Below are 18576 nucleotides of genomic sequence, written 5' to 3'. Positions count from 1 at the left end.
AGCGGTTAGCCACGGCGGTAGGCCTCGGCAGCTTTGTTCTCAGAGAGAGCTTTTGCTCGATGCGCTGCACGCAGCTGCTGATGGCGTTTGGACTTGCGCACCTTCAGATAGAAGATTCCAACAACTAGGAACCATAGGGGCGTAGCCAGCAATGCTGCGCGAGTATCGGCTTGCGTGGTCAAAGCCCACAAAATGAAGACGAAGAAGGCGAGCACCATGTAAGGGGCTCCCATGCCACCGGGAACCTTGAATTCCGAGGCGTCATGCAGCTGTGGTCGGCGCTTGCGGAAAGCCAAGTAGCTGATCAGAATCATTGACCAGACAAACATGAAGCACAACGCCGATACGGTGGTGACCAACGTGAAGGCCTGCGCTACGGAGTCACCTGCGTACAACAGCACGACGGCCGCAAGAAGGAAAATGCAGGAGAACAACAAAGCATTACGTGGCACCTGGGTGGCAGAAAGCTTGCCGAACTTCCGTGGAGCGTCGCCATCTTGGGACAACGCGAACAGCATGCGCGAAGTCGAGTAGATCCCGGAATTCGCACTGGAAGCGGCGGCGGTCAGTACAACAAAGTTGACCAGACCAGCAGCGGCGGCCAAACCAGCCATGGAGAACATGCCAACGAATGGCGATGCATCAGCAGTGAACTTGTACCAAGGCGTTACAGCCATCAAGACTGTCAAAGCGCCGACGTAGAAGAGGATCACGCGCAGTGGAATTGAGTTGATGGCCTTGGGCAGATTCTTTTCAGGATCTTTGGTCTCGGCAGCCGCTGTACCAACCAATTCGATGCCGACAAACGCGAAGACCGCGATTTGGAAGCCTGCTACGAAACCCATGAAACCGGTTGGGAACATGCCGCCGTGGGCCCACAGGTGGACGAAGGAAGCGGTATCGCCATCCGAAGAGCTGAACCCGGTGACGACCATGGCTAGCCCGCAGACGATCAATGCCAAGATTGCAACGATTTTCACCAAGGAGAACCAGAACTCGGTTTCGCCAAACGCCTTCACCGTAGGCAGATTCAATCCGACAAGCAACAGAATGCAGCAAAGTGCAGGGATCCACAACGAGATCTCAGCCCACCAGTAGGCAACGTACTGGGCGATCGCAACTACGTCGGCAATGCCGGTGACGACCCAGCAGAACCAGTAGGTCCATCCCGTGAAAAAGGCAGCCCAAGGTCCCAGAAGATCACCGGCGAATTCCGCAAAAGTCTTGTAGCTCAGGTTGCTGAGCAGGATTTCTCCCATGGCGCGCATGACGAAGAAGAGTATGAAACCGATGATCATGTAGACGAAAATGACCGACGGTCCAGCGGCAGAAATGGTCTTTCCTGAGCCCATGAACAATCCGGTGCCGACTGCTCCGGAGATCGCCATGAGCTGGATGTGCCTGCTGGACAGGCCGCGCTCAAGTTTCGTTCCGTCGGAATCGGTTTTCAGTTGCGTGGGAGCATTCGCCACGGCTGCGCCTTTCATGAGCAGATCCCTTCGGCCTTTCGAAGGAGACGGTCTGCTTGGAGGACGAACAAGACCGCAGAATGAGGTTATAACAGATGCATTGGCTAGCTATATTTGGTCGTCATCGGCCGCTGTGAGCGAGCTTAATAGTTGTGAATTTGGTTATATGCCACTGGAATCCGGCGGAGAGTAAGCGATCGGGAGATTTGCTTCGGCAGAAGGCATCTGCACGCGAGTGGTGATTTTTGCGCCAAGAAGATCTTGGGACCACGAACCTTCAAGGGATGAAAGCGGCCGGAAGGGATGAAAGCGGCCGGAAGGGATGAAAGCGGCCGGAATTCTTCGAGCAAAATCCTCCGTTTATCACGCGTGGAATAAACAGAAGTTAGTTGAGTAGTAGGTTCAGCTCATTCGATGCCTAGTTCCGCAAATTTCCAGACCGGTATAGAGCAGGGAAAACGATGCGGGAAGTGCAGGGCTGTACTGCTGGATGCATGTCGAGGTGGCTGATGCTGCTGATTGCGCAGTGAAACTGGAAGGGTGGAAACCAACGGCTTCAGCGGAGCGTTTCACGGCTTTTGGCGCACTTGAATCAAATACTGTGCATGGCCAGTGGAAGCTTAGAGGGTCAAGTGAGTAGTGTAGGAAGCATGGCTTTCCGAAATCGTCGAGCAGCGGCTCTTCCTGCAAAATTGTCCCGTTCCTGGCTCTTGGTCAATGCGGCCAAGGAGGAGACTTTCGCTCCTTCGCTGGCATGCGAAGCAGACTCGGTGATTTTCGATATGGAAGCTGCCGTTCCTGATGATCAGAAGATCCAAGCTCGCGACAACGTGGTTCGTGCCCTGTCCAACGGCATGACCGCCTGGGTACGCGTTAACGGAATCGATACTGACTTCTGGGCCGATGACCTTGCAGCACTTTCTGGCACCCCGGGCCTGCGCGGAATCATGCTGGCCATGACCGAGCAGCCTGAACAAGTCACCTACTCCGCTATGCGCCTGCGTGCAGGTACCCCGGTACTGGCCCTGATTGAAACCGCACTGGGTATCGAGAACGCAACCAAGATTGCCTCGGCTCCGGGCACGTTCCGCTTGGCCTTCGGCATTAACGACTTCCGCAAGGACACCGGTGTTTCCGATGACCCAATGGCCTTGGCCTATGCACGCGGCCGATTGGTGATCGCTTCACGTGTGGGCAAGTTGCCAGGCGCCATTGACGGACCTCCGCCGGCAGGTGCCGATGCAGCCAAGGTGACCGAGGAAACCCGTGTGACCGCCTCCATGGGCATGACCGGCAAGCTTTCACTGTCCACCGAGCACGTTGATGGCATCAACGCTGCCCTGGCGCCTAGTGAGGATGAGCTGTCTTGGGCCATGGAACTGCTCGAAGCGCACGCTGCCGGCGCTTCGGTGGGCGATGGCTCGTACTTGCCACGTCTGGCCCGTGCACAGAAGATTGCCGACCTGGCCGACTCCTACGGTTTGTGGAACGCATAGGAATCTAACTTTAGCTAGAACGCAAAGAACCCGTTCAGCAGTTGAAATCAATCAGCTGCTGAACGGGTTCTTTTAGTCTACGGGGGTTATACCTCGTGAGCACCGCGGTGGTGCGAAGAGCCGACTACATCGCCGGCTTTCCACTCAGCCCAGCCTGGACGCTCATTCATGAAGTCCTCGATCTGGGCCTTGTTGGCTTCCAGCTTCGGATCATGCTTGAGGTACCAGCGGGTTTCGCGGACAACCATGCCCGAGAGGATCAGCAGGCCGACAAGGTTTGGAAGGGCCATCAGGCCGTTCATCATGTCGGAGAAGTTCCAGACGGCGGTCAGCTCGGTGGTGCAGCCTACGTAGACGACTAGCGAGAAGACGATGCGGAATGGCATGACCAGCTTTCGGCCGAAGAGACGCTCGATATTGCGCTCACCGTAGTAGCACCAGCCCAGGATGGTGGAGAATGCGAACATGACCAGACCGATAGTCACGATCCAGTGGCCCCACTCACCAGGCAGGCCGTTGGTGAATGCCTGACCAGTCATCAGCGCGGCGGAGATCTGTTCGCCGGTTTCTTCATCGATCATATTCCACGTACCGGTGGTGACGATGACCAAGCCGGTGCAGGTAACGACGATGATGGTGTCGATGAACGTCTGGGTCATGGAGACCAGGCCCTGGCGAACAGGGTGGGTGGTCTGTGCCGAAGCAGCCGCGATAGCAGCCGAACCCATGCCGGACTCGTTGGAGAAGATACCGCGAGCCACACCGTACTGGACAGCGATGATGATCGCCGAACCGACGAAGCCGCCAACAGCCGAGGTGCCGGTGAAAGCGTCGGTGAAGATCTGTCCGAAAGCTGCAGGGATGCCGCTGACGTTGGAGATCAGGATGTAAATCGATGCACCGACGTAGAAGATGATCATTACCGGAACGAAACCAGCGGTAACGCGGCCGATGGACTTGATGCCGCCAACCAGTACGGCGATGGACAGCACGGTCAGTACGACACCGGTAACCCATGGGGTCACGTTGAAGGAGTTATCCAAGTTAGCGGCAATGGAGTTGCCCTGGGTCATGTTGCCGATGCCGAAGCAGGCCAGGGTAGCGGCAATAGCGAAGAACAGCGCCAAGAACTTGCCGAACGGTCCCTTGATGCCGCGTTCCAGGTAGTACTGCGGACCGCCGGATTTTTCACCGGCTGCGTCAGTGCCACGGAAGCGCACGCCGAGGTAGGCCTCGGTGTACTTCGATGCCATGCCGAGCAGGCCGGTAACCCACATCCAGAACAGTGCACCCGGGCCACCGATACCGATGGCGGTCGCAACACCGACAATATTGCCGGTACCAACAGTGGCGGCCAGCGCCGTAGTCAGTGCCTGGAACTGCGAGATGTCGCCTTCGGCTTCAGCATCTTTGCGTTTGAGCAGCCCGAGCCGCAACGCTGCGGCGAGCTTGATGAACTGCAGTCCGCCCAAGCGGATGGTCAGGTACAGGCCAGTACCCAGAAGTAGCGGGATGAGAACAAAAGGTCCCCAAATAACACCCGAGATTTCTCCGAAGAGAGCACCCAAATCGTCCATGGATTCAGCATCCTTATTTGCGAGTGAATGATGACTAGGGGTCTCGAGCCAGAAGCCGATCCCCCTATGTGAGTGCCATCATATGCCACGTGGGAGAGCTGTGTCACAAAGCGCGCGGGTCGATGGCATGTCCGGTTCGTAAACTTTATTTCACGAATAAACCGTGCCCCGGGCTCGACATTGAATTGCCGGCGCCCACCGTGGTGGACGTCGGCAATTAAAGGCTTCAGCCTTGTCGTGCTTTCATTCGCGGATTCTTCTTGTTGATCACGAAGACGCGGCCGCGTCGTCTAACGACCTGGGAGCCAGGCGCCTTCTTCAGTGCGCGGATGGAGTTCCTAACTTTCATGCCATTCACCTCCTTGGTGATGTGTTGAGTCGAAAAGGCCGTTGAGTTCTTCTTCAGTGACCTGGCACTGGTCAAAGATCGATTCGATCTGTGAAGCTTCGTGCTCGGATCCGTAAAGCAGTAGTTCTGAGACGGCGATATGCGAATCCCAGGCGCCAGTGTTTTCCATCCAGACGCGTGGGCCAGCCCCGCCGATGGCCACGCGTTCGCTCAAGGTGCTGGCGACCCAGAGCACCCCGCGGATGCAGGTGCAGGATTCGGCCAGCGAAGGCAGCGCTTCGCGGAAGCGCTCGGGATGAAGGGGCCTTTCGGCCAGCAGTCGGATCGGGGCATTGTCGGCAGCTGCCGTTATCCGAGGCAGATGCCCTGCCTGGGTGCGTCGGCGTGCTGCGGCGGGATGGAAAGAACCGGGTTCCTCATCGTGCACGCAGATTTGGGCATGCGGTGCCATTTGCCGGGCCAGTTCTACGCCTGCCGTGAAGTCGGAGCCGCCAGCGCGTCGTGGACTTGCGGCGCTTTCAAGCAGTTGGGTTTCCAGCCCTTCGACCGGAACGAGGGTATCTGCCTGCATTAGTTCGGTGAAGAAGAACTCGCCTGAGGTTCTTTCGTCGTGTTCCATGGCGTTGAATCCCGACTCCCACAGGGTATGCCGGTCCCACATCTGGTTTTCCAGCTCGATGGGGTCCAGCGCCAAGGTGATGCTGCTGATCTGGATGTTCAGCGGTTCGAGCTTGTTGCCCAGCATCTCCAGCAACCGTCCACTAGGCCATGTAGCTGGCAATCCCAAGATCATGGTGGTCTCGGAGTCTGCCGGCGCGAGGCGTTGAATGGTTGGCAGGATCTCGTATTTCGTGGCGCAGCCGATGCACGGATGTTCCAGGGCTGCTTCGGCATGCTCGGTGGCTGCTGAACCGGCAACATCTCGAACCAGCCGGTTGCCGTCGCCGAAGTCGTAGCGGAGGGTGATCGCATCACGATGGTGACGGCGCAGGTGCTCCATGCCGGAGTCGCGGCTGGAAGTATCAAGTGCGGAGAGGACGATAAGATTCACAATGTCCAATTTATATGAGAATGGGTCTCAATAGCAAAAAGGGAAAGGCTGGCTTAAAGCGCCCGGGGCCCGCCCGCAGTTGCGGGCAGGCCCCGGAGGGAACAAAGAAAAATCAGTGCTGTGGCGCGTGGAAAGTGACCGTTGATTTACCCAGGCCTTCGATCGAGGTTTCAAGCACATCGCCATGCTTGAGCCAGGGATGGCGTCCATTTTCGTCGCGGCGGCCCAAGGCGACACCTGAAGGCGTGCCGGTCAGGATGACGTCGCCTGGCTGCAGCTCGTTGAACGTCGAAAGGTAGGAAACCAGCTCGGCGGCCGAGAAAATCAGGTCGTCGATCTTCTCATCCTGCACCACGGTGCCATTGACCGTACTGGTAATCCGGGCTGCCGGATCCAGTTCGTCGGCGGTGACGAGCCAAGGGCCCAAGGGAGTGGAGCGATCCCAGATCTTGCCTTGAAGCCATTCTTGGGTGCGGCCTTGATATCCGCGCATGGACACATCACTTGAGACGGCGTAGCCGGCAATATGCGAGGCGGCATCTTCTTGGGAGATGCGGCGGCCCGGCTTACCGATGATGATTGCCAACTCGGCTTCGTAGTCCACCCTGTGGTCTTCTACGGGAATTTCAATGCTGTCGTTGGCGCCGCAAAGCGTGGAAGCGAACTTTGCGAATATCGTCGGGTACTTGGGCAGCTCTTCACCGACTTCAGCGGCATGGGTCTTGTAGTTCAGCCCGACGCAATAGATTTTCTCCGGCTTCGGAATCAGCGGCGCATAGTCTGCTTCACCCTCGGTGATTGAATCACCCACCAAGGCGCGTGCAATGACTTCCTGCTGGTTGGAGTCATCCAGGCGCAGGAAGCGCTGCACCGTATCCAGATTGTCCAGGTAATAGGCGCGGCCATCTTCAATGACAGCTGCAGTGGTATGGCCGGGTTCGCTGGCGAGGCGGAGCGTGGCAAGTTTCATGACTCTATCTCACTACATTTCTTGCTGAAAGTGCACCATATTGCGTACTCGGATATACAGCACCTGCTGATTCGGCTAGGGCCGAATCACTGTCATACGCGACGTTGTCAACATGGCCAAGGCTCGTGGACACGGCTAAACTCATGGCATGCTCCGGTCTGAAAGACCAGATGTAAATTATTGATCTGTATACGAAACTAAAGTGAAGTAGGTTTTAATGTGGGTGACTTTTTTGGCGAGCGATCTCGCCATATCCTCTTCGCCTCGTGGCAGCACTTCTCGCTTGTTGCGCAGTGCTTGATTTTAGCGACAATTATTTCTGTGCTTATTGCCGTATTGGTATACCGCAACAAGACTTTATCGGGATTGGCTAACGGCATTAGCGCCATCGGCCTAACAATTCCATCCTTTGCCTTGATCGGTTTGCTTATTGTCCCGGTGGGCTTTGGCGTCACACCAGCAGTCATCGTGGTGACGTTCTTCGCGGCTCTGCCGATCTTGCGCAACGCGATCGTAGGGCTGAACAATATCGAACCAACCATTATCGAATCAGCGCGCGGTATCGGCATGAGCCGGATGAAGACGCTGATATCGGTAGAAATTCCCATTGCTTGGCCGGTAATCCTGACCGGCGTGCGAATTTCAGCCCAGATGGTAATGGGCGTTGCCGCCGTAGTCTCTTATGCTCTGGGCCCAGGCCTTGGCGGATTCATTTTCCAAGGGCTCTCGCGCCTTGGCGGTGCAAATTCCCTGAATTCCGTGATTACCGGCGTCGTTGGCGTCGTCATCCTAGCGCTCATCCTTGACCTGATTTTGCTCGGCGTTGGCCGACTGACTACCCCGCGAGGTATCCGTGTCTGATAACAAGATTTCTGAAAATACCGTGGCCGAAAACGTCACCGGCGCTTCGATCATGCTCGAAGAGGTAACAAAGACCTACCCAGGGCAGAAGAAATCGGCCGTCGGCGGCCTGACTCTGGAGATCCCCGCCGGTTCCATCGTGATGTTCGTCGGGCCTTCGGGTTGCGGCAAGACAACGACGCTGAAGATGATCAACCGTCTGATCGAGCCGAGCAGCGGCAAGATCGTCATCGACGGAGAAGACGTGACCGGCATGAACGGCGATGAATTGCGCCGCCGTATCGGCTACGTGATCCAGGCCGGTGGCCTGTTCCCGCATATGACCGTGGCAACCAACATCGGAATGGTTCCAAAGATGCTGGGCTGGTCGAAGGAAAAGATCGCCGCTCGAGTAGATGAGCTGCTTGAGCTGGTGTCCTTGGATCCAGAACTTTACCGCGACCGGTTCCCCAAGGAACTCTCCGGTGGGCAGCAGCAACGTGTGGGTGTGGCCCGTGCTTTGGCTGCCGATCCTCCTGTCTTGCTGATGGATGAGCCTTTCGGTGCCGTTGACCCGATTACGCGCCAGCGACTGCAAGATGAGTTGCTGAATATCCAGTCTGAAGTTCAAAAGACGATCGTGTGCGTGACCCACGACTTCGATGAAGCGGTGAAGCTGGGGGATTGGATCGCGATCTTCAACGAGGGTGCGCAATTGGAACAGTATGATTCCCCAGAGCGAATCCTGGCTAATCCGGCCAGCGAGTTCGTGGAGAACTTCATTGGCTCAGGCGCAGGGCTCAAGCAGCTGTCGCTTTCACGTGTGAACGAAGTGGAACTAGAGGAAGCGCTGACCACGACTCCGGGCAAGAATGCTTCGGAGGTGCTCTCGCAGCTTCAGGGTGCGGGACGCAAATATGCCGTGGTGCTTGATTCACGTGGACGTCCGCTGCGCCGGATGGACCGCCGCCAGCTTTCGCGGGCACAGATCATCGAGGGCACTTACGATGAAAATATGCCGATAGTTGGCGAACAGGCGACCTTGAACGATGCGTTGGACACCATGCTGGTCTCCAGCTCTGAATCGGCCCTGGTTACCGGGCGCCGTGATGTGCTTACCGGTATCATCACCGTCCAGACCGTGATGGAAGCGATCGCTGCAGCGAATAACTCCGCGGATGCCGAACATGAGGCGCCGGTGGGCTTGAACTCAGGAGCTATCAATGTCGTGGATATCGATAGCTCGGCCGCCGCACAGGGTGGTGAATCTGTATGAGGTCCGAAACTCGCAGCTTGATTTGGCAAATAGCCGGAATCGCAGCTGCTTTTGCCATATTGGTGGGGTGGCTGGTGACAGCGGACCTCACCGAAACCGAACAACAAACGCTGGATCCGGGGACGATTTGGGGTTATACCCTTGAGCATCTGCAGCTGACCGTTGTCTCAGCGCTGATCGTGTTGCTGATTGCCATTCCCCTCGGCGTATTGCTGACCCGTCCAGGGTTGCGCAGGGCGGCCCCTGCGGTGCGCGCTATCGCGAACTTCGGACAGGCCGCACCTGCCATTGGCGTGATCGTGCTTTTGGCATTCTGGTTGGGCTTCGGTGCAAAGACTGCCATTGTGTCCCTGGTGATCTACGCGATCCTTCCGGTGCTTTCCAACACCATCGTGGGCCTGCAACAGGTTGATGAACGCTTGGTGGAAGCCGGGCGTGGAATCGGCATGAGCCAAATGGCTGTACTGGTGAAGGTTGAGCTGCCTTTGGCTGTCCCCGTGATGCTTTCAGGTATCCGCACGGCCTTGGTACTGCTGGTCGGTACCGCAACGCTGGCAACTTTCATCAATGGCGGCGGGCTGGGCATCTTGATCACCACGGGCGTGAACCTGAACCTGAACGTGGTGCTGATTGCTGGTTCGTTGCTTGTGGCCCTTCTGGCTTTGACGATTGACTGGCTTGGCCGCGTCGTTGAACAGGTGGCTCGACCGAGAGGACTTTCGTGAACCGCAAACTGAAATTCGCCGCATTACTCGCCGCTGGGCTGGTTGGCCTGACCGGCTGTGGACTGAGCCCTTCGACCGGTACGGTGCCCAAAGCTGGACCGGCCGATATCAAACCTTTGGTCGAGAACCCTGAAGAAACCACTGTGACCGTTACGTCCAAGGCCTTTACCGAGCAGTTGCTGCTGGGCAAGATCACCGTGATCGCGCTCAAGGCCGCTGGATATGACGTCACCGACCTGACCAATGTGCCTGGTTCCCAGCCGGCCCGCCAGCTCTTGCTTGCTGGTGATGCGAGCGTGCTTTGGGAATATACCGGTACCGCGTGGTTGACCTATCTTGGGCATGAAAAGCCGGTGGTCGGTGAACAGGAACAGTGGCAGGTGGTACATGATGGAGATGTTGCCAACGGCATTACCTGGGGAAAACCAGCGCCGTTGAACAATACCTATGCCTTGGCGATGAACGAAGAAACCACCAAGCGGCTGGGAATTACCAAGCTTTCTGAACTTCAGGAGCTTGAATCCGATGAGCTGACGTTCTGTGTGGACCCGGAGTTCAACTCGCGTCGTGATGGGCTGACTCCAATGCTGGAACACTACGGCATTGAACGTGGCTCGGAAGTTCCTGAGGACAATATCGGTCTGTACGATGTGGGCGCGATTTACCAGGCTACGGCCAATGGAGCCTGCAACTTCGGCGAAGTCTTCACCACCGACGGACGGATCAAGGCATTGAACTTGACCGTCTTGGAAGATGACCGCAAGTATTTCCCGAGCTACAACGCGGCCCCGGCATTCAACAGCGAGTTCTTGGAAAAGCACCCGGAAGTTCAGCAGGTGATGGGACAGATCGCACCATTGCTCACCGATCAGGTTCTGATGGACTTGAACTACCAGGTGGACGTTGTTGGACGCGAACCAGCCGATGTGGCCTTCGAATGGATGATCGACCAGGGGCTGATCTCTGAACCTTAAGGTGGAGGCTGATAATTCAACGCACCAAGTACTAGATCCCCGGCATCAATCCGATGCCGGGGATCTAGTTTAATGTTGCCGAGGATTCACGGGAGATCGGTATCGCCTCACTGATTTTGGTTGCAGGATGGAGACAGGTAGAAAGCATGAACTTAGTGCTGCTCACGGGTGCCGAGCTCGCCATCGACTTCATCGGCGATTTCGGTCGTGGCAGCGGTGGTAATGGATTCTTCCTGCCAAACTTCCTCTAGCTCTGCAGATAGATCGGCTTCTTCGCGGGCATGGTCGGGGTCGGAGATATTTGCGGTCATGGCCTCAGTCTAGCCATGAATGCAACAGAGTAAAGGGGGGAATGAGAATATTTTTATTTCAATTCACACTAGTCAGGGACGAAATTTAAGTTTCTGCTGACGGAAATGAAAGTTTTTTGAACTAAGTGGTTGACGCTTCAACTTCATTAGTGTCATACTGGTATCAACAAAACAAATTGAGGCGTCAACTACATGATGGCGCGACGAAAGGAATCAGACATGACTGCACTGACCACCGGAACCTGGAACCTCGACGCATCGCACTCCGAGATTGGCTTCTCGGTTCGCCACGCTGGCATCTCCAAGGTCCGCGGCTCGTTCACCGAATTCGACGCAACCTTGACCACCGGCGAGACCCTGGCTGACTCCTCGGTCGAGGCAACCGTCCAGATCGCATCGGTCAACACCAAGGACGCCAACCGCGACGGCCACCTGAAGAGCGAAGACTTCTTCAACGCCGAGCAGTTCCCAACCATGACCTTCAAGTCCACCTCGGTCAAGGGCGATGCAGGCGATTTCGTTCTCGTTGGCGATCTGACCATCCGCGGCGTGTCCAAGGAAGTTGAATTCGCAGCCGAGCTCGGCGGCGAAGCAGTAGACGCATTCGGCGCAACCCGCGTTGGCTTCTTCGCTTCGACCACCATCTCCCGCAAGGAATTCGGCATCACCTGGAATGCTGCACTGGAAGCCGGCGGCGTTCTGGTCAGCGACAAGGTCAAGATCGAAATCGACGCTTCGTTCGTACTGCCAACTGCAGAGTAAAAGTTTCCCGTAGGCCGTCATGGGGATGACGGTGCAAGGGCCGATACCGGCAAAGCCTCCGACTCGAGAAATCGAGCCGGAGGCTTTGCCGTTAAAGCGGGATTGGGATATGGCCCGCACAGCCAGATAGCTCAAGGACTAGAAACCCTGGGGAGTCGAGACGGCTGGGACGCTGAATACTACGAGGATCATGAAGGCAACGTAGGCGACCCAGCCCAGAGCAAGGATCAGGCCAATCCAGCCAGTAATCTTGCCTGCTGTGGCAGGGGTGTTGAATTCGCGCTCGGCACGGTTCGCTTTGGCAATGGCCAGAGGGCCCAGAATGATGCCGATGAAGAAGATTGAGAGGATGCCCAAGACCATAGAGGTCTGGGCCATCTGGATTCCAGCCATGTTCGGCCCTGCTGGATAGCCGGGGTATCCCGGATAGCCGGGCTGATGGTGTTGGTAAGGGCTCTGCTGGTATTGCGGGTATCCCTGATTCTGGGCATTGCCCTGGTACTGCGGATACTGTGAATACTGGCTATTTTGGCCTTGCTGACCCGTGGCGTAAGGATTGCGTGGTTCATTATTCGGAGTTGTCATGGCAGCCTGCTCTCAAAGTACGAGTGAATCCCTTGAAATAGTATTCTCCCACCTTCTCTCGCACCGTGGCTGATCCATAGGCAGGAAAAGCGCCAGCAGGCTAGAACGCTGAAAAATACCGTGGCCTAAAGCGAAGCTGGGGGATTCTTGCGCCTCCACAATGCGTGGGTGCCAGTTGCCAGCAGCACGAGGGCAAAGCTAAGTACCAAACCGATTCCGAAGATCTGCCCGTACTGAGCGCGCTGCGCCAAATCTGCAGTCAGGTATGTTGCTACAGAAGCGCCCGCGAAAAGGGCGAAAACGAACAGGGAAACGGTAGTAGCCCGCGCGTCGGGGGAGATGTCGGTGGCCCACCCCTGCATCGATGAGTGCATGATCGCGTTCGCGGCCCCCAGGAAAAATGCGGTGACGGTGTATGAGGCAGGGGAGGGGAAGAGCGCCGAGGGAAGGAATGCCACGCTGAGCAGCAGGCCTCCACCGCCAATGAGCCAGGTTCGAGAAAAGCGTGCCACCAACTTGCGCATCAGGCGTGCACCGAGGATCACGCCCAGGGCGAAAGCGCAGCCAAGCGCTCCGGCCAGGCCGATCTCGACACCCGACTCTTGCAGAGCCGGAACGATATAGGTCAGCGGTCCCATCAGCAATCCGCCTTCGAGGAAGACGATCGCGTAGAGCGCCAAATTCATGGGACGTACAGCGGCACGGAAATTGAACCCGGCACGCGAATGCGCAGGCTCCGCGACCTTCCGCAAGGAGAACAAGGCCGCGGCGCAACCGAATGCAGGAAGCGCGAACACCAGCCGCCAGTCCACATAGGTCGCCACCGCGCCTGAAGCCAGTGTTGCCAAGGTGGTGCCCAGCGAGGAATAGATCTGCAAGTCAGACAGGCCCCGCGCGCGTTCCACCCCGGTACGGGTATCACCCAGCAGCGTCATCAGCGTTGGGTACAATGCGCCGAACAAGAGTCCGGTGAGCGAGCGGGCAATGAGCAGCGGGATGAAGCCGGTGAAAAGGATACTGGCAATTGCACTGAGGCCGGCACCGGTAAGCGCGGCGCGCAATACCGCCAAGCGACCGAAGCGATCACTGAGTACGCCCCAGACCGGCTGGCCGATGGCATAGAACAGGGCATAGGAAGCGATCAGCTGGACCGCTTGGGCGAAACTGAGCGAAGTGCCCAGCGAGAGCGCGACCAGCATCGGCGCAGTGCCATAGCGGTCAAAGAAGGAAAGGAAGCCTACAAAGCGCAAAGCCGAATCCGGGACTGAACCTATTGAAGGCTCAAGCTCCTGCTGCTTCTTCATGCCCGCCCTTCATCCGAGACTCTTTCGCATTCCTACCCCATGAAAGCAGAATGCGCCCCGCGATGCTGACTTGGATGACAGCAACACCGGGCACATGACGCGAAGGCGGAGCGGATATTTGGTTTTAAATGCACTCGTGGCCGGTTCCCTGGAGGTTTAGGAGGAGGGAACCGGCCACGAAAGCTTTATATATGCCAGCCTTACAGACCGCGAACCATCAGGACATCCAAGGTACGCGGACCGTGCACGCCTTCGACGCGCTCCAGCTCGATATCACTGGTTGCCGACGGACCTGAGATCCAGGTCTGCGGACGGGTGATGGTCAACCGGGGCATGGCTTCTGGCAGCAGGCGCACTATCGAGGAGATCGGCACGATGCACACATGGTGGTCCGGAACCAGCGAGATCGCACGGCGGCCCTGGTCTGGCTCGCCATCAAGGATGATGGTGCCCGACTCGGCAACCGAAACGGCCGAGGAAGTGACCACGGCGCTGGTGCCGTCCAGCTCAGCGATGCTCAGGCGTGCGCCTGGGGCATCGACGCGCTGTTCGATATCCGCACCCAGTGCGGACAGCCAGCCGGCATCCAAGCCGTGCGGGTAGACCACGCTGTTGGCATCCTTGAGCTTCGCAGCTACGAATTCCGGAATCTGCGCGGCGTCGATGACGTCCACGCCGGCCTTGTAATCGACCAGGCGGTCGACCAGCAGCTCGATGAGTTCGGCTTCGCCCATATCCGAGGTCTTGCGGTATTCGCGGGGAATCTCTTCGGCGACCGGAGCGTCGGCCAACGCTGAACGGATCCGTCCTAGGATTTCGTCTTTTGCGCTCACTTGGACTCCTTCTCGTCGCTCCACCAGTCGCGGAAGGACTTGTTTGGCGGGGCAGGGATGTCGCGGCTGGCGGTCCATCCTGCGGCGATACCCGGAAGCTTCTTGATCTTCTTATCCTTGCCAGCAGCCAAACGGCCTAATGGCAAGGCCTTTTCGAGCAGGCCCAGGTTCTTGCCCTTGCCCAATGCCCAGGATCCGCCCTTCATCAGCAGATCCATCTGGGTAGGGAGCTTGTGCTTATCGCGGTTGGCATCCACATCTTCGCCGCGCAGGTGCACGAGGATTTCCGGGATGTTGATCTTCACCGGGCAAGCGTCGTAGCACGCGCCGCACAGCGAGGAAGCGTATGGCAGGGAGCCATTTTCCTCGACCTCGATGCCGGTCATCAATGGCGAAAGAATCGCGCCAATTGGGCCCGGGTAGGTCGAACCGTAGGCGTGGCCACCGGTGCGCTCGTAGACCGGGCACACGTTCATGCACGCCGAGCAACGGATGCAGTTCAGTGCGGTACGGCCGAAGCGGTCAGCCAACGCGCGGGTGCGGCCGTTATCCAGCAAGACGATATGCACGTTCTGCGGACCGTCATCTTCGCTCACACCGGTCCACAGCGAGGTGTACGGGTTCATGCGCTCGCCGGTGGAGGACCGGGGCAGCAGCTGCATGAACACCTCGATGTCTTCCCAGTGGGGCAGGACCTTCTCGATGCCCATGACGGTGATCAGGGTCTCTGGCAAGGTCAAGCACATGCGACCGTTGCCTTCGGATTCCACAACGCCCAGGGTACCGGTGTCAGCCAGCGCGAAGTTCGCGCCGGAGATGGCGACCTTGGCGGAGAGGAACTTCTTGCGCAGGTGCTTGCGGGCAGCCTCGGCCAGCTTGGCCGGCTCATCGGTCAGGTTCGGATCCACCACCGGCATCTCCTTGAGGAAGATGTCGCGCACCTCGGTGCGGTTCTTGTGGATGGCCGGGACCAGGATGTGGCTTGGCTTGTCGTTGCCCAGCTGGACGATCAGCTCGGCGAGGTCGGTCTCGAAGGCCTCGATGCCCTCGGTTTCCAGATACTCGTTGAGGCCGATTTCCTGGGTGGCCATGGACTTGACCTTGACGACCTCTTTGGAACCGGTCGCCTTGACCAGCTCGGTGACGATCTTGTTCGCCTCGTCGGCGTCACGTGCCCAGTGGACAATGCCTCCGCGGGCGGTGAAGTTCTTCTCGAACTCCTCCAACCGATCTTCGAGGTTGGCCATGGTTGTGTTCTTGATTGCGCTGCCGGCGTCGCGCAGTTCTTCCCAGTCAGGAAGTTCGCCCACGACGTTCAGGCGCTTGTCGCGAATGGTGTGGGTGGCGTGGCGCAGGTTCTTGCGCATCTGGGTGTTGCCCAGTTCGCGGTGCGCCGCCTTGGGGAAGGGCTCGGTCTCGAACAGGTTGCCCTGTCCGCCGGCTGGCATGCCGAGGAATACCTGAGTCACAGTGACACCGTCTCTTCCATGGTGCTGGCCAGGATGTCGGCCAGGTGCAAGGTCTTTGGCTTGGCACCGGTGCGCGAAAGTCCGCCGCCGATGTGCATCAGGCATGAGGCGTCGCCGCCTGCGCAGGCAGAAGCACCGGTGGAGCAGATGTTCTTCATCTTGTCTTCGAGCATCGCCGAGGATACATCGGAGTTCTTGATGGAGAAGGTACCGCCGAAGCCGCAGCACTGATCTGCTTCTGGAAGCTCGTTGACGGTAATCCCGCCCACGGTCTTGAGCAGATCCAGCTGGCGATCGCCCAGTTTCAGCGAACGCATGCCGTGGCACGAAGGATGGTAGGTGATGGTCTGCGGGAAGTAGCTGCCCAGCTGCTCGGCTGCGTTGGTGATTCCCAGGACATCGACCAGCAGCTGGCTCAGTTCATAGGTGCGCTTGCCAACGGCAACGGCGCGCTCCTTGAGCTCAGGCTTGCCCAGCCGCTCCGCCAGGTAAGGGTGCTGGTGCTTGACCGAAGCGACGCAGGAGCCCGATGGGGCAACAGCGACATCGTAGTCTTCGGTGTCGAAAGCATTAATGTGGTTTTCTACCACTGGCAGGGCTTCAGGCATGTAGCCGGAGTTCATGTGCATTTGCCCACAGCAGGCTTGCGCCTTCGGGAAAATTACTTCATGGCCCAAGCGTTCCAGGATTTTCACGGTCGACTTGGCGGTTTCCGGATACATAGCATCCACAATGCACGTGGCAAAGAGAGCAATTCGCATAATAAATGACTCTTTCAGGGTGTGGTCAGACCATACTATGCGAGAATCTTCGTAATAGTCAAGACTTGTTGTGATGGCACTCACCTTGTACTGTAGATGGTCGGACCACATATGGTCAGACCATCTCGAGTAAGGACGCCCACACCGTGTTTACACCATCCACGGATCCGATTGCGGGGAGCATTGCTGTTTCAGCACTTGTCGCGCTGATCCCGCTTGTAGCATTTTTCGTGCTCCTGGCAGTTATCAAGGTCAAGGCCCACTGGGCAGGCCTTGGCTCGCTAGTCGTAGCTATTATTGTCGCCATTTTCGGCTGGAACATGCCAGTCGGAATGGCATTGAATTCCGGACTGATGGGCATGGTCTTCGGTGCCTTCCCAATCGTCTGGATCGTCGTCATGGCGATCTTCCTTTACCAGGTGACCGTGAAGTCCGGCCGCTTCGAGGACCTGCGCCGTGTCTTTGACGTGATCGGCGGCGGCGACGTGCGCATCCAGGCCGTGCTGATCGCCTTCTGCTTCGGCGGCCTGCTTGAAGCACTGGCCGGATTCGGGGCCCCGGTGGCCATTACCGCCACCATGCTGCTGGCCCTGGGCCTGTCCCCGCTGCGCGCTGCCTGCGCAGTGCTGATTGCCAACACCGCCCCAGTAGCCTTCGGCGCCGTGGCGATCCCAATCACCACCGCTGGTGCTTTGACCGGCATCCCTGCTGCTGACATCGGTGCCATTGTCGGCCATCAATCGCCACTGCTGGCACTGTTCGTGCCATCGATCCTGGTACTGATCCTCGACGGCTGGCGCGGCATGCGCCAGACCCTGCCAGCAACCCTGACCATTGGTGTTAGCTTCGGTATCGCCCAGTGGCTGTGCTCGACCTACTTCTCCTACGAGCTGACCGATATCGTCGCTTCGCTGGTTGGCCTGGCCGCAGCTGTCATCCTGCTTCGCTTCTGGACCCCGAAGGGTGCCGATGAGGCTCGCCAGCGTGTACTGACCGCTGAAGCCGCAGCAGTTCCCCATGAGGACAACGCCAAGCTGCACATGGGCAACACCTGGATGGCTTTGTTCCCGTACCTGCTGGTTATCGTCATCTTCGGCGTGGCCAAGCTGTGGAAGCTGGGCGTGGATATTCCTGCCTGGCTGGCAAGCACTGACATCAAGTTCGGCTGGCCGGGACTGGACGGCAACATCCTGAATAGCGAAGGCGAATCGGTAACTTCTACCGTCTACAATTTCCAGTGGCTCTCCTCGCCTGGCACCCTGCTGCTGATCACCGGCCTGATCGTGGCCCTGGTCTATGCAAAGAACGACGGCAACGGCAAGTACGCCATGACCTTTGGCGAAGGCGCTGCCGAAATCGGCAAGACCATCTACAACATGCGCTTCGCAGCCCTGACCATCCTCTCGGTCCTCGGCCTGGCATACGTGATGAACCTTTCGGGCCAGACCATCACCATTGGCACCTGGCTGGCCGGCACCGGCGCGTTCTTCGCCTTCCTGTCCCCAATCCTGGGCTGGATCGGCACCGCGGTGACCGGTTCGGACACCTCGGCCAACGCACTGTTCGCCAAGCTGCAGCAGACTGCTGGCATCAACGCCGGCATCGATCCGAACCTGCTGGTTGCCGCTAACACCTCCGGTGGCGTGGTCGGCAAGCTGATCTCCCCGCAGAACCTCGCCATCGCCGCGACCTCGGTGAAGATGGAAGGCCAGGAATCGGTGATCCTCAAGAAGGTTGCCGGTTGGTCCGTAGGCATGTTGCTGGTGCTGTGCTGCTTGGTGTATCTGCAGTCCACACCGGTCCTGTCCTGGATGCTGCCATAGC

General features: G+C 58.0%; 18 protein-coding genes. 7 read left to right on the top strand and 11 right to left on the bottom strand.

Annotation, left to right across the window (positions count from 1 at the left end; genetic code table 11):
- Positions 1–5: 5 nt before the first annotated feature.
- Complete coding sequence (locus tag AB4Y71_RS14030; protein WP_441721186.1) at positions 6–1487, bottom strand: amino acid permease; 1482 nt, start codon at positions 1485–1487, stop codon at positions 6–8.
- A 632-nt stretch (positions 1488–2119) separates the two neighbouring features.
- On the opposite strand from AB4Y71_RS14030, the gene AB4Y71_RS14025 reads away from it, so the two are divergent.
- The gene (locus AB4Y71_RS14025; RefSeq protein WP_134779413.1) at positions 2120–2965 is read left to right on the top strand and encodes an HpcH/HpaI aldolase/citrate lyase family protein; all 846 of its coding nucleotides are present in this window, start codon (positions 2120–2122) and stop codon (positions 2963–2965) included.
- Between the two features lie 86 nt (positions 2966–3051).
- Here AB4Y71_RS14025 and AB4Y71_RS14020 read toward each other — a convergent pair whose 3' ends face one another.
- From AB4Y71_RS14020 to AB4Y71_RS14005, 4 genes are all read right to left on the bottom strand, one after another.
- Positions 3052–4542, bottom strand: a complete 1491-nt coding sequence (locus AB4Y71_RS14020) for an alanine/glycine:cation symporter family protein (protein ID WP_441721182.1) — start codon at positions 4540–4542, stop codon at positions 3052–3054.
- A 226-nt stretch (positions 4543–4768) separates the two neighbouring features.
- Positions 4769–4891, bottom strand: a complete 123-nt coding sequence (ykgO, locus tag AB4Y71_RS14015; RefSeq protein ID WP_073707785.1) for a type B 50S ribosomal protein L36 — start codon at positions 4889–4891, stop codon at positions 4769–4771.
- On the bottom strand, positions 4881–5942 hold the full coding sequence (locus AB4Y71_RS14010) for a GTP-binding protein (RefSeq protein ID WP_441721179.1): 1062 nt from the start codon (positions 5940–5942) through the stop codon (positions 4881–4883). Before AB4Y71_RS14010 ends, ykgO begins: the two co-directional genes overlap by 11 nt.
- 112 nt (positions 5943–6054) lie before the next feature.
- Positions 6055–6912 (bottom strand): fumarylacetoacetate hydrolase family protein, encoded by an 858-nt coding sequence (locus tag AB4Y71_RS14005; RefSeq protein ID WP_441721177.1) that lies wholly within the window; start codon positions 6910–6912, stop codon positions 6055–6057.
- 219 nt (positions 6913–7131) lie between these two features.
- Here AB4Y71_RS14005 and AB4Y71_RS14000 point away from each other — a divergent pair, with 219 nt between their 5' ends.
- The 4 genes from AB4Y71_RS14000 to AB4Y71_RS13985 are packed head-to-tail and all read left to right on the top strand — an operon-like array spanning position 7132 to position 10727.
- Positions 7132–7773, top strand: coding sequence for an ABC transporter permease (locus tag AB4Y71_RS14000; RefSeq protein ID WP_134779417.1), 642 nt, complete (start codon positions 7132–7134; stop codon positions 7771–7773).
- Positions 7766–9028: a betaine/proline/choline family ABC transporter ATP-binding protein gene (locus AB4Y71_RS13995; protein WP_441721174.1), complete on the top strand. Its 1263-nt coding sequence runs from the start codon at positions 7766–7768 to the stop codon at positions 9026–9028. Before AB4Y71_RS14000 ends, AB4Y71_RS13995 begins: the two co-directional genes overlap by 8 nt.
- Positions 9025–9753: an ABC transporter permease gene (locus tag AB4Y71_RS13990; RefSeq protein WP_441721171.1), complete on the top strand. Its 729-nt coding sequence runs from the start codon at positions 9025–9027 to the stop codon at positions 9751–9753. Before AB4Y71_RS13995 ends, AB4Y71_RS13990 begins: the two co-directional genes overlap by 4 nt.
- Positions 9750–10727 (top strand): glycine betaine ABC transporter substrate-binding protein, encoded by a 978-nt coding sequence (locus AB4Y71_RS13985; protein ID WP_441721168.1) that lies wholly within the window; start codon positions 9750–9752, stop codon positions 10725–10727. The genes AB4Y71_RS13990 and AB4Y71_RS13985 overlap by 4 nt, the downstream gene beginning before the upstream one ends.
- Positions 10728–10879: 152 nt before the next feature.
- Here the strand turns inward: AB4Y71_RS13985 and AB4Y71_RS13980 are convergent, their stop codons facing one another.
- The gene (locus tag AB4Y71_RS13980) at positions 10880–11038 is read right to left on the bottom strand and encodes a hypothetical protein (protein ID WP_441688122.1); all 159 of its coding nucleotides are present in this window, start codon (positions 11036–11038) and stop codon (positions 10880–10882) included.
- A gap of 219 nt (positions 11039–11257) precedes the next feature.
- Here AB4Y71_RS13980 and AB4Y71_RS13975 point away from each other — a divergent pair, with 219 nt between their 5' ends.
- On the top strand, positions 11258–11800 hold the full coding sequence (locus AB4Y71_RS13975; RefSeq protein ID WP_013350127.1) for a YceI family protein: 543 nt from the start codon (positions 11258–11260) through the stop codon (positions 11798–11800).
- Positions 11801–11938: 138 nt separating this feature from the next.
- Here AB4Y71_RS13975 and AB4Y71_RS13970 read toward each other — a convergent pair whose 3' ends face one another.
- From AB4Y71_RS13970 to AB4Y71_RS13950, 5 genes are all read right to left on the bottom strand, one after another.
- Positions 11939–12385: a DUF4190 domain-containing protein gene (locus AB4Y71_RS13970; RefSeq protein WP_013350126.1), complete on the bottom strand. Its 447-nt coding sequence runs from the start codon at positions 12383–12385 to the stop codon at positions 11939–11941.
- A 125-nt stretch (positions 12386–12510) separates the two neighbouring features.
- Positions 12511–13689, bottom strand: a complete 1179-nt coding sequence (locus AB4Y71_RS13965) for an MFS transporter (RefSeq protein WP_441721165.1) — start codon at positions 13687–13689, stop codon at positions 12511–12513.
- A 200-nt stretch (positions 13690–13889) separates the two neighbouring features.
- Entirely contained in the window at positions 13890–14522 is a 633-nt protein-coding gene (locus AB4Y71_RS13960; RefSeq protein WP_441721163.1) for a LutC/YkgG family protein, read from the bottom strand.
- Positions 14519–15970, bottom strand: coding sequence for a LutB/LldF family L-lactate oxidation iron-sulfur protein (locus AB4Y71_RS13955; RefSeq protein ID WP_441721413.1), 1452 nt, complete (start codon positions 15968–15970; stop codon positions 14519–14521). Before AB4Y71_RS13955 ends, AB4Y71_RS13960 begins: the two co-directional genes overlap by 4 nt.
- Before the next feature lie 17 nt (positions 15971–15987).
- Positions 15988–16752, bottom strand: a complete 765-nt coding sequence (locus AB4Y71_RS13950) for a (Fe-S)-binding protein (RefSeq protein WP_013350122.1) — start codon at positions 16750–16752, stop codon at positions 15988–15990.
- Positions 16753–16898: 146 nt separating this feature from the next.
- On the opposite strand from AB4Y71_RS13950, the gene AB4Y71_RS13945 reads away from it, so the two are divergent.
- On the top strand, positions 16899–18575 hold the full coding sequence (locus AB4Y71_RS13945; protein WP_441721161.1) for an L-lactate permease: 1677 nt from the start codon (positions 16899–16901) through the stop codon (positions 18573–18575).
- Position 18576 lies beyond the last annotated feature (1 nt).

It is taken from the genome of Glutamicibacter sp. MCAF14 (assembly GCF_052114325.1).
In the GTDB taxonomy this organism is placed as follows: domain Bacteria; phylum Actinomycetota; class Actinomycetes; order Actinomycetales; family Micrococcaceae; genus Glutamicibacter; species Glutamicibacter arilaitensis.
The sequence above is the reverse complement of the archived record's forward strand: the minus strand, read 5'-3'. Positions and strand labels throughout refer to the sequence as shown.

What these genes read in the sequence shown, in the direction of transcription:
- AB4Y71_RS14030 (WP_441721186.1), bottom strand. Translation starts at nt 1,487, where the DNA reads ATGAAAGGCGCAGCCGTGGCGAATGCTCCCACGCAACTGAAAACCGAT.
- AB4Y71_RS14025 (WP_134779413.1), top strand. Translation starts at nt 2,120, where the DNA reads ATGGCTTTCCGAAATCGTCGAGCAGCGGCTCTTCCTGCAAAATTGTCC.
- AB4Y71_RS14020 (WP_441721182.1), bottom strand. Translation starts at nt 4,542, where the DNA reads ATGGACGATTTGGGTGCTCTCTTCGGAGAAATCTCGGGTGTTATTTGG.
- ykgO (WP_073707785.1), bottom strand. Translation starts at nt 4,891, where the DNA reads ATGAAAGTTAGGAACTCCATCCGCGCACTGAAGAAGGCGCCTGGCTCC.
- AB4Y71_RS14005 (WP_441721177.1), bottom strand. Translation starts at nt 6,912, where the DNA reads ATGAAACTTGCCACGCTCCGCCTCGCCAGCGAACCCGGCCATACCACT.
- AB4Y71_RS13990 (WP_441721171.1), top strand. Translation starts at nt 9,025, where the DNA reads ATGAGGTCCGAAACTCGCAGCTTGATTTGGCAAATAGCCGGAATCGCA.
- AB4Y71_RS13980 (WP_441688122.1), bottom strand. Translation starts at nt 11,038, where the DNA reads ATGACCGCAAATATCTCCGACCCCGACCATGCCCGCGAAGAAGCCGAT.
- AB4Y71_RS13975 (WP_013350127.1), top strand. Translation starts at nt 11,258, where the DNA reads ATGACTGCACTGACCACCGGAACCTGGAACCTCGACGCATCGCACTCC.
- AB4Y71_RS13970 (WP_013350126.1), bottom strand. Translation starts at nt 12,385, where the DNA reads ATGACAACTCCGAATAATGAACCACGCAATCCTTACGCCACGGGTCAG.
- AB4Y71_RS13965 (WP_441721165.1), bottom strand. Translation starts at nt 13,689, where the DNA reads ATGAAGAAGCAGCAGGAGCTTGAGCCTTCAATAGGTTCAGTCCCGGAT.
- AB4Y71_RS13955 (WP_441721413.1), bottom strand. Translation starts at nt 15,970, where the DNA reads ATGCCAGCCGGCGGACAGGGCAACCTGTTCGAGACCGAGCCCTTCCCC.
- AB4Y71_RS13950 (WP_013350122.1), bottom strand. Translation starts at nt 16,752, where the DNA reads ATGCGAATTGCTCTCTTTGCCACGTGCATTGTGGATGCTATGTATCCG.